At 57.2% G+C, this 13,750-nt stretch carries 10 protein-coding genes; 4 read left to right on the top strand and 6 right to left on the bottom strand.

The window, feature by feature from the left end; all coding sequences use genetic code 11:
• Window position 1 precedes the first annotated feature (1 nt).
• Together rfbB and rfbC are read right to left on the bottom strand one after the other, a co-directional pair.
• Window positions 2–1,060 carry a dTDP-glucose 4,6-dehydratase gene (gene rfbB / locus BCCGELA001_RS11000; RefSeq protein ID WP_060735292.1) on the bottom strand — a complete coding sequence of 353 codons (1,059 nt, stop codon included), beginning with the start codon at window positions 1,058–1,060 and terminating at the stop codon, window positions 2–4.
• A gap of 14 nt (window positions 1,061–1,074) precedes the next feature.
• Window positions 1,075–1,632: a dTDP-4-dehydrorhamnose 3,5-epimerase gene (rfbC, locus tag BCCGELA001_RS10995; protein ID WP_060735291.1), complete on the bottom strand. Its 558-nt coding sequence runs from the start codon at window positions 1,630–1,632 to the stop codon at window positions 1,075–1,077.
• A 344-nt stretch (window positions 1,633–1,976) separates the two neighbouring features.
• Between rfbC and BCCGELA001_RS10990 the strand changes: the two genes are divergently transcribed.
• From BCCGELA001_RS10990 to BCCGELA001_RS10980, 3 genes are all read left to right on the top strand, one after another.
• Window positions 1,977–4,313, top strand: coding sequence for an AAA family ATPase (locus tag BCCGELA001_RS10990; RefSeq protein WP_060735290.1), 2,337 nt, complete (start codon window positions 1,977–1,979; stop codon window positions 4,311–4,313).
• 72 nt (window positions 4,314–4,385) lie between these two features.
• Window positions 4,386–6,326, top strand: a complete 1,941-nt coding sequence (locus tag BCCGELA001_RS10985) for a hypothetical protein (protein WP_008557331.1) — start codon at window positions 4,386–4,388, stop codon at window positions 6,324–6,326.
• 150 nt (window positions 6,327–6,476) lie between these two features.
• The gene (locus BCCGELA001_RS10980; RefSeq protein WP_060735289.1) at window positions 6,477–7,946 is read left to right on the top strand and encodes an exopolysaccharide biosynthesis polyprenyl glycosylphosphotransferase; all 1,470 of its coding nucleotides are present in this window, start codon (window positions 6,477–6,479) and stop codon (window positions 7,944–7,946) included.
• A 72-nt stretch (window positions 7,947–8,018) separates the two neighbouring features.
• On the opposite strand, the gene BCCGELA001_RS10975 is transcribed toward BCCGELA001_RS10980, so the two are convergent.
• On the bottom strand, window positions 8,019–8,387 hold the full coding sequence (locus tag BCCGELA001_RS10975; protein WP_060735288.1) for an H-NS histone family protein: 369 nt from the start codon (window positions 8,385–8,387) through the stop codon (window positions 8,019–8,021).
• Window positions 8,388–9,075: 688 nt separating this feature from the next.
• On the opposite strand from BCCGELA001_RS10975, the gene BCCGELA001_RS10965 reads away from it, so the two are divergent.
• Entirely contained in the window at window positions 9,076–9,453 is a 378-nt protein-coding gene (locus tag BCCGELA001_RS10965) for an H-NS histone family protein (protein ID WP_060737597.1), read from the top strand.
• A 76-nt stretch (window positions 9,454–9,529) separates the two neighbouring features.
• Here BCCGELA001_RS10965 and BCCGELA001_RS10960 read toward each other — a convergent pair whose 3' ends face one another.
• From BCCGELA001_RS10960 to BCCGELA001_RS35875, 3 genes are all read right to left on the bottom strand, one after another.
• Window positions 9,530–10,522, bottom strand: coding sequence for a nucleotidyltransferase family protein (locus tag BCCGELA001_RS10960; RefSeq protein ID WP_236840853.1), 993 nt, complete (start codon window positions 10,520–10,522; stop codon window positions 9,530–9,532).
• 61 nt (window positions 10,523–10,583) lie between these two features.
• Window positions 10,584–11,702, bottom strand: a complete 1,119-nt coding sequence (locus tag BCCGELA001_RS10955; protein ID WP_060737596.1) for a PqqD family peptide modification chaperone — start codon at window positions 11,700–11,702, stop codon at window positions 10,584–10,586.
• Between the two features lie 198 nt (window positions 11,703–11,900).
• Window positions 11,901–12,143, bottom strand: a complete 243-nt coding sequence (locus tag BCCGELA001_RS35875; RefSeq protein WP_083543326.1) for a hypothetical protein — start codon at window positions 12,141–12,143, stop codon at window positions 11,901–11,903.
• Between the last annotated feature and the right edge of the window lie 1,607 nt (window positions 12,144–13,750).

The following is a 13,750-nucleotide window of genomic DNA, read 5'->3' as shown; positions in this document are numbered from 1 at the left end:
CTCAGTGTTGGGCGGCCAGGAGACCGAGACGCGAGCCGTCATAGGCACCGCGACGGGTACGCTCCCACCACGCACGGTTCTTGAGATACCACCCCACGGTCTCCGCCAGCCCCTGTTCGAAAGTTCTCGTCGGCTTCCAATCGAGCTCACGACGTGCCTTTGACGCATCGATTGCGTAGCGCGCATCATGCCCCGGACGATCCGGCACGAATGTGATGAGAGATCGTCTTATGCTCGTCGATGGAGACAATCGATCCAGCACGTCACAGATTTGGGTGACAACCTCCATGTTGGATCGCTCCGCATCTCCACCGAAATTGTACTTCTCGCCCGGTTTCCCTTCGTGCAGCAGTCTTATCAAGCCAGCCGCATGGTCATCGACGTGAAGCCAATCGCGGATATTTTTGCCGTCGCCGTAAACCGGTAAAGGCTTTCGGTCGATCGCGTTGAGGATCGTCAGCGGGATGAGCTTCTCCGGGAACTGGTACGGTCCATAGTTATTCGAGCAGTTCGACACGATGACCGGCAAGCCATAGGTTCGAAACCACGCGAGCGCGAGATGGTCCGATGCAGCCTTGCTCGCCGAATACGGCGAGCTCGGTCTGTAGGGCGTGTCCTCCCGAAACAAATCGTCCGGGCCCAACGAGCCGTAGACTTCGTCTGTCGACACATGGACGAAGCGAAACTGCTTCCGCCTCGGAAGCGGCAGGCGTTCGTAGTAGGTTCTGGCGGCCTCCAGTAGCGTGTAGGTGCCAACTATGTTGGTGCTGACGAATGCGCCGGGCCCATTGATCGAGCGATCGACGTGGCTCTCTGCCGCCAAATGGATGATCGCATCCGGCTCGTAGTCGGCGAACGCAAGATCGATGACCTCGCGATCGCAGATGTCGGACTGCAGGAACGCATAGGGCTCCAGTCTCTCGACGCTGGCAAGCGATGCCAGATTGGCTGCGTATGTCAGCTTGTCAACGTTGATCACTGCGGCACCGGTCTGCAGCACCAAACGACGACACACCGCAGAACCGATAAAGCCTGCTCCGCCCGTCACCAAGATACGCATTTACTCGCCCTCCATCAGTCGAACACGCAACCGAGCTGGCTCAGCGCAGGAAGGATCTGGTCCTTCGGCGACAACTGAGCCTCTGAGGTTGTCACGGGCCACTCAATCTCTAGCGCTGGATCGGCCCAATAGACGCCACCGTCATGGCTCGGGGCGTAGACCTGGTCGACCTTGTAGAGGACGACGGTATTGGACTGCAGCGTGCAAAAGCCATGCGCAAATCCCTTCGGAATGAAAACCTGCTCGCCGCTTTCACCATCCAATTGAATGGCGATGTGCTTGCCGAAACTCGGCGATGAACGCCGGAGATCCACCGCGACGTCGAGAATGGCGCCGCTCAACACCCGTATCAGCTTGGCCTGCGCGAAAGGCGGACGCTGAAAATGCAGGCCGCGTACCGTCCCGATGCGCTTCGAGCAGGACTGATTATCCTGAACAAAGTCATGGAGGATTCCCTTCTGCGCAAAGGTCGATCGCTGGAAAGTCTCAGAGAAGTAACCGCGGGCGTCGGAAAACCGATCCGGGCGAATTACTTTGACATCAGGGATCGCCAAGGATCGTGATTCCAGCATCGAGTACTCTCCTGCCCGTCCAAACACGAATTGGCTTCGATGCGGAGGCCATAATGCACGGAATTAATATTCCGCGCCTCCGGCTCACGCCCAGACGCTCTATTTAATTTGGGTTGTAACGGCCAATTATATTGTAAGTATCGGCAATATATCAACTTTAGCGACCCAAATTCACACGGATTGACCGCAACAAGATTTTTTTCTTGAGACTACTAATATATCATTTATTTAATTTGGCAATATGATTTTTATCAGATATATAATCGCCCGCCGGCTGCAGATCTCCTCGAATGAGCCCTGCGAGCGGACGGCCGCAACGACCCACCCGTCGAGACAGGTACGTGATGCTTCAGAACAACCTCAAAGACACGGACAGGCTACGATTGCCGGTGAACTTGACCCCATCCGGCCAGACCGACGGCGGGGGGATCACCGAGATCATCAATCTCGGTATCGGACTGTTGCGGCGTCAGTATCTGGTAATCCTTGTTACCGCTGCACTGGTCATTGCGATTAGCCTGCTTTATCTCCGACTGGCATCTCCGACCTACACGGCGCAGGTCCAGATCCTGTTAGCCAATCAGCGGGCCCAGTTTGTCCAGCAGCAGTCACTTCTCGCCGAGCCGCCTTTTGATCTCAATCAAATCGAGACGCAGATCCAGCTCGTGAGATCGAAGGCCACCGCTGCTGCGGTAATCGACCAGTTGAAGCTAACCAACGATCCTGACTTCAACGCGTCGGCGCCATCCCTACACTCGCTCTGGCAGCGAGTGCGATCATGGACCCGGACCGAATCGACGAAGGACGCGCCATCCGGTAGGCATGGCGAGCCATCGGACGACGTTATCGATGCATTCCTTAGTCGGCTTTCCGCGTCACGTGTCGGATACAGCAACGTCCTTGAAATCAGCTTCAATTCGAGTTCTTCAGGTCGAGCCGCCGAGATCGTCAATGCGATAGCCAACACCTACGTTGCCGATCAGCTCAATGCAAAGTTCGACGCCAATCGCCGGGCAACAAGCTGGCTGCAAGATAGGCTGCGGGATCTCGGAGACCAAGCCCTCGCCGCACAACGTGCTGTCGACGTCTACAAGAGTCAAAACAACATTGTCTCTCTGGACGGACGCCTCATCGACGAGCACCAGATCACGGAAATCAACAGTCGATTGGCCGTTGCGCGTGCCCAGACATCCGAAGCTACGGCTAAGCTGTCTCGTTACGAAACCCTCCTTGCTTCCTTCGATCCGAAGAAGCCGTCCTCGATGCTCGATCTGGACGCTATCGGAAGCGACGGGCTAAACAGCGCCATCATCACGGCGCTGCGCCAGCAATATCTCGAACTCACCCGACGTGAGGCAGAATTGACGGCAAGAGTTGGCCGCGATCACTTGGCGGTCGTCAATGTCCGGAACCGCGCGCGAGAGTTTCGCGTTTCCATTTTCGATGAAGTCAGGAGACTTGCTGAAGTCAGTCGAAGTGAATTCGAGCTTGCGAAGCAGCGCCAGGAAGAAATCGAAAAGCAGCTCGCGAAGGCCGTTGCTCAATCCCGTTCGGTCAACTCTGCCGAGCTGACGATCAAGGATCTTGAGAGCCGGGCAAAAGGCTTACGCAGCCTGTATGAGACCTTCCTGCAGCGTTACATGAGCTCCGCGCAGCAGGAGACATTTCCCATCTCGGAAACGCGGGTGCTTTTCCCCGCTTCGCCGCCATCTAGCAAGAGCAAGCCGAAATCACGATTGGTGCTGGCGCTCGGCATTTTTGGTGGTCTCGCACTCGGTATTGGCTTGGCGCTCCTCAGAGACCTCATGGACCGCGTCTTTCGTACCTCTTCACAAGTGGAGACCGTGCTGGAATTGCCTTGTCTTTCTATGGTCCCGTTCTTGCCGAGCCGCAAATCTCAGAAACCGGCAGTTCGACTCCAGAAAACCGAAGATGATGTTCAGCAACGCATAGTTTCAGCCCCCACCGCCATCCATCGGACCGTGGTTGGGATGCCACTTTCTCGATATACCGAGGCAATTCGTTCTATCAAGCTTGCCATCGACCACAATCCGGAGAAGATCTCCTCGCAGGTGATCGGTATTACCTCGGCCCTACCCAATGAGGGAAAGACCACAATTGCAGCCTCGCTCGCGCAATTGATCGGCCACGCCGGCAAGAAAGCCATCATCGTCGATTGCGACCTCAGGAATCCCTCATTGTCTTCCATCTTTGCGCCCAAGGCAGCCTGCGGAATTATCGAGGTCGCAAACGGGAGCCGATCGCTCGCCGATGCAATCTGGCGGGATCCGACGACCAATCTTGCATTTCTGCCCGCCGTGCGGCGAGGACCTCTGCTTCACACCAGCGAAATCCTCTGCGCCGAGGCGATAAGCAAGCTGTTCGACCGTTTGCGAACCCAATATGACTATATCATCGTCGACCTTCCTCCCCTAACTCCGTTAGTTGATGTCCGGGCCACCTCATCTCTCATAGATTGCTACATCCTTGTCGTTGAATGGGGTCGGACCAAAATCGATGTTGTGCAGCACGCACTGCACACGGCTCCCAACATCCAAGATTCACTGATCGGAGTTGTCCTCAGCAAAACAGATACTAAAGCAATGGCCCGATACGATGGTCATCGGAGCTACTACTATCATGATAGCCACTACATCCGTTATGGTCTTTCCGGCTCTTGAATCTGTCTCCAGCGGCCTGCACGTTCTCCGGCCAGCGGACAGCGGAGTGGCCGCACCACACGATGGTGTTTGATGATCATCCGGCTTGTCATGTTGGCCGAATTGGTGGCGATTGCCGCGGCGCTCGCAATGCCGGAAGACTTGCGAAGTTGGGTGATGGTAGCCTTCGTACTTGCGACGGCGTCGCTGATCGTGGCGATTTTTCTACCGGCCTCCTCGCTCGGGCTCGCCAAGCTGCTCCGGCCGGGCCTGGTCATTATTCTTGCGACTCCGGCGTTCTTGATGGCCCTGCAGGCAGTGCCCTTGCCAATCGGCACACTGGGAAATCCCATCTGGGCAACTGCATCGACGGCCTTGAACGAGCCCCTCGCCGAAATAATCACGGTCGATACTGGGGCGACCATGTTCTCGCTCGTGCAGTATTGCGCCGTCCTCGCCGCAGCCCTCGTCACTGCGGTCGTCGCGCTTGACCGGATTCGCGCAGCCCAAGTCCTATATCTTTTACTGTCGCTAACTACGATTGCTACGGCTCTGTGGTTCAGCAAGGAAACTAATGGCGCCGCTGGCCCCGATGGTGCGACCCTTGTGGTACTCGGCGTCTTGGTGTCTACCGCCTCGGCGATACGCGCGGTCGATCAGTTGCGGAGGCTCCGTCGACCAGAAACAATAGCGTCGGCCCCCTACCCCGCTCTGTTAGCCGCGATCATCACGATGACCGTCTGCATGGCCGCGCTGCTCATTCGAGGCAACTTGGCCTCCATCGTTGCCGCCCTCCTCGGATCGGGACTGTTGCTCTCGGTGTTCGCTATTCGCAGGTGGTTCTTGGGCGTGTGGGGCACCGCTGGCGTCATGGCCGCCGCCATGATCATCTTCATTTCCACTCTTACCCTCCTTCCGCTCAGAACGAACACTGATCCGACGATTGCGTTATCGACGAGCAGCCAGACTGCAACCGAGCGCATGCTGCAGGATGTCGGGCCGGCGGGATCCGGTGCAGGCGCTTCGACGGTCCTGCTGCCGATTTATCGGGACGCTGGGGCCAGCGCCTCGCGAGAGCGGCCAACCGCCGCCGCCACCGTCGTTATAGACATGGGGTGGGTTTTTCTTTGTACCGTCCTGATTGTTGTAATTCTAGGCGCAGGTGTTCTGATCTGGCGTTCTCTGTCGCGAGTTCATGATTACTCATATCCAGCCTTGGGGGCCGCAGCTGCAATTGCGCTGATGATCCTCGCCTTTGCCGACCATGGAGTTCTGGGTTTGGGTGCGTCGCTTTCGGCCGCCGTGCTTTTCGGACTTGCATTCGGTCAAAGCATTCCCGGCGCAGGGCGAGATTCCCTATCTTTGGAATCGAAGGGGGCGCCCGACCGAGTTGCAGATCCAGTTCCAGCTTCTTACCCCAAGTTCGCGTCAGCGCTTTTCGCCGCTTGGCCCCGGGTCACTCTGGTGGTGCTAGGGATCACGCTGATGATGCAGGCACTGTGGCTGGTCGTGCCTGAGTGGTATCTTGGTGGTCGACCCTCCTTATCGAAGATTGTGTCGACTGCAGCATGGCCGAACGGGATATCGAAACCGACTTCGATTGCGGGCGAGCAAGAGACGGCTCTTCCAGAACTTTCGAATACGCTTGCTCGCGCATTGCGCTCGTCGCCGCTCCGCGGAGACATTTGGCTCATGCTGGCGGCGTCCAAGCACAGTTCGCCCCAGCCTGGCACGGCAGCACTGCTCAAGATGTCATACTACACTGCACCGAACGATTTGGATCTGCTGCCGTTGCGCCTATCCGTCGCGCTCGCTACAGATGCTGTGGTACGGGAGCCGGAATTTCGCGACTTGATCAAGCGCGACGTGAATCTGGTCGTCACGCAGCGGCCAGCCCTCAGACCGGCGCTCGTGAGCGCGTACCGGTCAGCCTCGGCCGACGGCAAGACCTATCTTGAGAGCCTGATTTCCGAGCAGGATCCGTCATACCTCGACCAAGTGCGTGCGCGCCACTTCCGACAGGGCTCTCGGTAAAATCCAAGCGCCGGCGCCCCCTGGTTCGACGGACGATGGTGGACGGCGGCAAGACAGGCGGCCAAAATTAATTTGCCGAATCGCTATTTTTATCTTGATAATCTCAGTTAATTAATAATAAATTAAATATTAAATTGCAGGGCGCGCGCGATGAATTTCGTGAATCGACATTTCCCTGATCGTGAGATTGCCGATCGTGTCAGTCCAGGACTGCCAGCATCCCACCAGCACAAATGGCCCCTTCGTTATGACGCGGTCGAACACGTGGCCGTCTGTGTGGACATTGCGGCGATCCTGTTTGCTGGCGTCGTTTCTACATTTCTATTCCAAGCTCAGAATGGGCGAGCCGCCGCCGAGCTGAGTGACATGATTGGCCTGGCGCTGGCCAGCGCAGCTTGCCTCGTTTGCCTGCTGAAAACCCAAGGCCTTTATCGGCCAGTTGAGCTCCTCCTCCTCCGAAACCAGATACGCGCTGTCTGCATGGCCTGGGCGTCATTGCTGGTCTTCTTTTGGATCCTGCATGGCTTAGAGGTTCGCCCGGGGACCTCTCAGCAAGCGGCCCTGCTTTTCGGCGTCGTCGCCTTGGGCCTGCTTACAGCCGAACGGTGGGCGGTCAAGGTGCTGCTCGGAAAGGGCTTGAGCGGCAGAAAGTTCGCCAATACGAATATCGTCCTGATCACCGACCAACCACCGTCGAAGAACGTCGGGCTGTCAGAAACCCTCTCAATGCACGGGTATTGCATCAAGGGACGGTTCAGCTTGCCTCCGCTTGGCTTCGGTCCTGCCTCTCGAAAGCGGCTGAGAGCCCGTGTGATTGACTACATTCGCAATTGCCAGCTCGACCAGGTGGTGGTCGAAGCTGACCCGGAGCGATGGCCCGAACTGCGAGCCTTCGTTGCCGAGCTGCGAGTATTGCCATTCCCGATCATGTTCGTGCCCGTCGGCACGACATCCGAGTTGCTTCGGCATCCTACCCGGACGCTCGGAAGCGCCGTTTGCGTAGAACTCCAGCGTGGCCCCCTTACGCCGCTGGAATGCGGGACAAAGCGGATGATCGATCTTATTGGCGCGGGCCTCGCCTTAGCGATATTTGCCCCGTTGCTGGCGCTGGCGGCGGTCGCGATCAAACTGGATTCTCCCGGCCCGGTATTCTTCCGGCAGCAACGCTGCGGCTTCAACGGCCGGGTCTTCCTGATCCGTAAATTCCGGACCATGGATGTGCTCGAGGACGGGCCCGTGATCCTTCAGGCCAACCGCACGGATCGGCGCGTCACCCGCGTCGGCAAATGGTTGCGCCGGACAAGCTTCGATGAGCTGCCACAACTGCTGAATGTTCTCGACGGAAGCATGTCGTTGATCGGGCCGCGTCCTCACGCCTTGGCTCACGACGGAAAATTCGACAAGCTCGTACGGAACTACGCCCTTCGCCGCAGGGTCAGGCCGGGATTGACTGGATGGGCCCAGGTCCATGGCTGCCGCGGCCCGACGCCCACCGCGGCCATGGTCGAAATGCGGGTGCAATACGATCTCTGGTACATTGATAACTGGAGCCTGCGGCTCGATCTCGCGATCCTACTGCGAACCCCGGTAGAGGTGCTGAGGGCGCGCAATGCCTACTAGCGGCTCAGTTCTATTGGGCTGTGCCGCCGAGCTTATCCGAACCCATCCGCTCGAAGAGAGACCGCAATCCGGTCAGGCCCTCTGACGGAGCTTCGACCCCGCCTCCCCAATACGAAACTCCTCAATCCGCTTGCCGGACTTCATCGCAGCAACCAACCAACGCGGCCGCTTGCCACGCCCTGACCAGGTCTCGGAAGTCTGGGGGTTGCGATACTTCGGCAGCACGCGCGGATATTTGCGCCTTGGTTTGCCGGTCTGAGATAGGCCTGACGCACTTGAGTCTGCCAAAGAAGCTGCGCCGCCCCCGAGAGCGGCCAGGCGTTTCTCTAACTCATGCTTTTCTGCCTTGATCCGGTCGGACAAGATCCCACTGATCTCTTCATGCAGCGACCAAAGATCGTCAAGCGACATGGATTCTAATTCGAGTTTCTTTGCCGACATGATTCCACCGTATAGTTGTGCCCAACTGATAATGTTCCCGCCAACAATAATCAAGCCGGAGAGCTCAAAGGTTTACAAAAAAATACATGGAACCGTGCGGAAACCCGCGCCACATAACCGCGCCGCGCCGACTAATCAAGCCAGAAAATGAACGATTCGCACAATTAACTGCGAGACGGGGTTATATTGCACGCCTGAGGTGCAGCCAACCGTTCACGCGATCGCCCACGTTGACGGGTGACATTAGCCAGGTCTCGTGAATGGCCTTCCCCGCCGTCCCCTTGATACGCTGCGTGGCGAGCTGCGTTTCGCCCGTCGAGACACCCTTGTTATCGGTCGGCCGTCCCATATTTGCAAACGAGAGCGAATAACTTCGATATCCCGGAGCGCACGACGTCGGAGCTCAATTTGGGATCTCAAGACCTGGACATCCAAACATGCAGCCGAGGGAACGACAAACCGGCTGATCGAATCCTGAAGACGTTCGAGAGGATACTCAATCAAAACAATTCCTCCGCTACGCGCGCCTTGAGGCGCCTCGCCTTTTTTAAGGCATATAATAAAATAATCATCGTAATAACTATTAAATACAATATAATGATTTTTATTGCCGCGTCAATTTCGACACTGACGTAATTTGGAGGATGGTGGATGAATGACCAGTCCGTCGAGCGGTGACGAGAATGCCATGCGGAGGCAGGATCTCGAAGCCATGGGTTTTGAGGAACTTTGGCTCCTCCACGAGGAGCTCACGAAGATTCTCGCCGAAAAAATTACAGCCGAAAAGCGGGAACTCGAAAAACGCCTTGCGCAGCTGAACCAGCCGGACCAGTTCGGTGACTCTGAAAGCGCGGCGACCGAAACGGGGGCAGGCCAGCCCCAGCCGCGCCGCAAATATCCGAAGGTCTTGCCGAAATACTGTAACCCACTGCAGCCGACCGAGACCTGGTCCGGACGCGGTAAACAGCCTCGCTGGCTAGTTGCCGCCCTTCAATCCGGCCACACGCTGGATGAATTCAAAATCCGCGAGAACGGCGACTCGCCTGACCGGAATGCTGGTGGGTAAGAGCATTCCTAGCTCTGCGGCCACGGGGAAGACTCTCCTTCATCTCCAAGGTCGATGTCGCCGTCGTCGCCTATCCCTAGACCTTCCCCGCACGAACTGCGGCGGCCGCCTTCAGCAAAAAGTGCAAGGTGCCCGCTTTTGGGATGGACCACAGCCCGCGGCGCGCGCTCCGCGCGGAGCCAAGGGACGCGTCTCGCCGGTAGTTTCTGAGATCCAGAACGGACATCGCGAGGAGGGGCACGCGTGAGCTCGGAAAGCGCGCCTGCGTCAATTGGCGAACGAACTGCAGACGCGGAATCAGTCGGGAGCGCAGCGCATGCGGGATCTCGACCCCAAGCAGCTGCGCGAGGGCAACCAGCTGGGTTTCAACCGCATTCTTCATCAGTTCGCCCGAACTATAGGAGTTAAGCTCTTCCCAATCGAGACCTCCAACGGAACTGTTCAGATCGCGTAGTTCGACCAGATGCCGAAGGTCCAGGTCGCCGAGCCAATAGCCGTAGTCTTGAAACTGATCATGGATGATCAACATGAGCGCCCGGTACATGGGCGTCGGAATTCGCACACCCCCCCGCCCCAGCGCCGCAGGGACGCAATGGCTCAGCGCAGGGTCGCGGTAGAAGTGGGCAGGGCCTGGCGCCGCCTGCTGCAGATCGATGGTGCCAACATCCGTCGATCGGATCAGTTCGACGAACCATCTCCGGCTCTCTCGAGACGCCTGAACATGAATGCCGTAGCCAATTTCACGAAGAGCAGCGATCGCTGTTTCAGCTTCATCCGGCATGACCATGATATCCAGATCGGACATCAGCCGAACTCCTCGCCGCTCGTTAGGCGTGGCAGCCAGCGTCGCCGCCCCTTTAAGCAACACGGGCGTGACTCCGCGCCCATTCATCGCAACAACGGCTTCCTCCAATTGAACCGCCAACCGCTCGTTGCGATGAACATTTCGACGATAGATCTGACGGACATACTCGCAGAGGTCCTCAGGTAGCACCGATTCATATCGATCGACGAAGTCAATAAGCGCGGGCGTCGTCAGCGTCTGGTTCGCGAGCCCGATGACGGACATCCAGTCCACGTCGACAGGCGGTGCACCTCGCAGGCAATCACAAAGGCTTATCAGCGCCCTACTATGCTTTACCATCGCACAAATCCACCAACAGCTCCCGGGCCTCTACCGCTTCGCAATAGGTAAGCAGAAATGATCGCGCACCAGAAACAATCTCCTTCAACGCGAAAAAGCCGTTCGTCGACAGCCTTCCATCGGCGGCAAATGCACCCTCGATGAGCCGCTTCATCGAATCGAGTTGATCCAAGGCTGTCAGCTTCGGCGAACCGCTCGCGACCCTGTTCAAGAAAATGATCCAGCTAACGGAAAGACTCCCGCTGTACGCATTTGAAACCTGCAAATACCGCACCTGAACGCCATCGGCTCGGCGATGCGTGAGGCCGTCCCAATTGCTGCGCAATGCCGACAGCCGCTCCCACGATCCTTCCTTGAGGGTGAGAGCAAATGGGATTCCACAGGCAGTGCCGTCACCCTCGATCAGCACAATATCATCGCCGGAATACTGAAATTCCGCGTCCACCAACTGGAGTGTAAGTGTCGACTTGCCGGCTCCCGGTTCCCCGCATAACAGCAAGCCAGCCCCATTCTTCGCAAGAGACGCAGCATGGAGAGCGAAGACCGACCGATCACTTCGGATAAGCCGGTCGGTCAGGTGAGCTTTGATTGTAGGCGCAAGTGCCTCGCCTCCGCACCTTTGGAGGCCAGCGTCAGTTCCGCTGAAGAGCACATGATCATCCAGCATCATCGCCTCGACCGCAATATCGGCTTGGCGGCCCACGTTGTTGTCCGAAGCACAAAACGGCGAAACCATCCGCTGCAAGAGACCCCGGCTTTCAGCCCTCACACTGATACGATGCCGCCCTAACACTGCCGAGAAGGCGCAATTCGTCGATATTTGCCGATCAACGTCCAGCAACCCTCGATCGATCCAAGCGCTTATGGCCTGCCGCACGAACTGGCGAGCTACGGGCTCATCAATGTCCAGCGTGCCCAGTTCGTGACACACGGCTGCCAGAGACGCTCCTTGTGCCAATCTGCACCAGATAAAGCCGCCTACCTGGTCCAGCTGAAAGATCTTCTGCCCTGTCGCGCTGAACAGCACCGGCTGACCATCGAACAGCGCAAAGACTGCATCGATCGCCGGCTTAAGCACCACTTCCGCGGAGGATTTTTCCAGCACAAGTTCTACCAAATGAGCAATCGACCTCGCCCCTGCATCGAGTCAGCGGCGAGCAGATCTCGCCATACAATGCGCAGCATCGATCGAAAGAACAGCCAACTCAGCTTCGAAGTGTTTGGAAGGCGATCTAGGCTCAACGGTGAACGCCGGCACACATCGTTGCCGGCGCCCTCGTTCGAACGCAGATGCCGCACCCGATCAGATGGCCAGCCGATTGCTTTCACCCTTTTCAATTGGTGGGATATTCAACATATCTTCATCAGCATTTGGCCACGCAGCCACACGATGAGCATCGAGTAGATATCGATAGACTTCCCGAGTCGCACTCCGCTCTCTTAGAACGCGCTCTTTCTCGCCGATAATCGCAAGCTTCTCGCGCATTTTCGCCAATTGCTGCGCGGTGGACCTGGAGTTGCGCATCTTGTAAATTAATTGAGACATCGTTCCCTCCCAACCGAACGAACCCAGAAAAAATAGTTTACGTCATCCGCCAAAATTAACAACGAAAACCGATGATATAAAATGACAAAATTTTGCTCTTTTGACTGAACCAGCAGCATTCCATTCGATACAAAGAGGTGCTCGACGCTCGCTGTCGCAGCCGAAATTAATCCAACGGCCTCACAAAAATCGCCGATCTCAAAATAGAACAAGGCTTTATATACTTAATTCGCAAATTGAATTCTGATACGTGCAACGCGTCAGGCAAACCCGCACTCGTGACGCAGTTCATCTAGCAGTGAGCTATGTCCAGGAACGGTCATATGGGCATATTATGATCAAACTGCCCCAGACCGATCGCGTCATTCTCACCGGAAATGCGTGTGATCGTGAGACGTTTCTGCGAAGCGCGGTATTCTTCGGCAATACACGATGCCCGGTCTGTCGCGTCGATCACAACTGGTTCGCTCGCGAGGCCTGCATCGAGGATGCAGTTGCTCCGCCCTGCGAAGATGTTCAACGCGGCGCGGACTCGCTGACCACAGAAACATGTCGTGCACAGTTGGGAACCGATTGTCGGCAGCCTGCGAGCCCAAGCGGTCGGCTATAGATTGGGTGCCGCGCTCGTGAGTTTCTACCTCGGTCTCTCGCCCTGCCTCCCCAGCACGCCAGCTCACTTCCCCTGTGTGGGTCATCGGCGGCGCGAATGCGGATTGAAGGCCGGTGAGCCGAGACCCACCAGCCTTCGTCTACGAAGAACCAATGCGCAGCTAGGCCGAATGAGGATTGACGATGGTGTAGCCTTTGAGGGAGCGCGCATGGATTCTCGTTGCGCGCCCACCCGAGTTAGCGTCGTACGCCATCCAAATGTCACCGGCGACGTGGCGCTCCAGGACGAAGACGTGTCCACGCCGCGCGGCAACCATTCCCGGTGCCGGCGCGGAGCGGGGAAAGCGCAGCCAATTGGCCGCGAGATTCAGCTCGGGCACGATGCGACCGAACACTCGTATGGCCGCACCACACCCGCAGAATGATCGGGGGCATCCCGCCGGGCGACCACCGACGATTTTGGTTCCAGACGAGTCTAAGCCGCCGAGGGACATTCGAAAGCTGCGTGCGCCATGTCGCTCTGGATTCCGGGCTAGTGCGATGGCTCTCTGGGTATGCATCATCGAGTATGAAAAATCGCAAGGCATGCTCACGTTGCATTCAGGCGGGGGAGTGGCCCGTAGAGGGCGCGCCTCCGAGGAAATAGAGGCTGCCAACACGACAGCTGACGCAATTACTATTCGGCCGAACATGCAGGACTCCAAGTTTTGATGGGCCCTGCCCCGACGCAGAAAGCACGCTGCATTCTGTCGGAATTAAGTCATAAATCCCTCAAAACAAATATATCCGCGAAGTTGATTAAATCACTCTAGTCGTCTCTACCGGGCTTTTGATCATTGTCGCTATTGAAAATTGCGGCATCTTTCAATCTTCCACTATTGACGCATGCCGCCATTTTCTCGACTGGAAAGATCGACTTTGTCGTTTGGTCCAGCGCAGAAGAGGCCTAGCTGGCGGAGCGCGCGGGCGCGTTCTAGCCTTCTCCATCACTGGCGTCA

The sequence above is a fragment of the Bradyrhizobium sp. CCGE-LA001 genome (assembly GCF_000296215.2).
GTDB lineage: Bacteria > Pseudomonadota > Alphaproteobacteria > Rhizobiales > Xanthobacteraceae > Bradyrhizobium.
The sequence above is the reverse complement of the archived record's forward strand: the minus strand, read 5'-3'. Positions and strand labels throughout refer to the sequence as shown.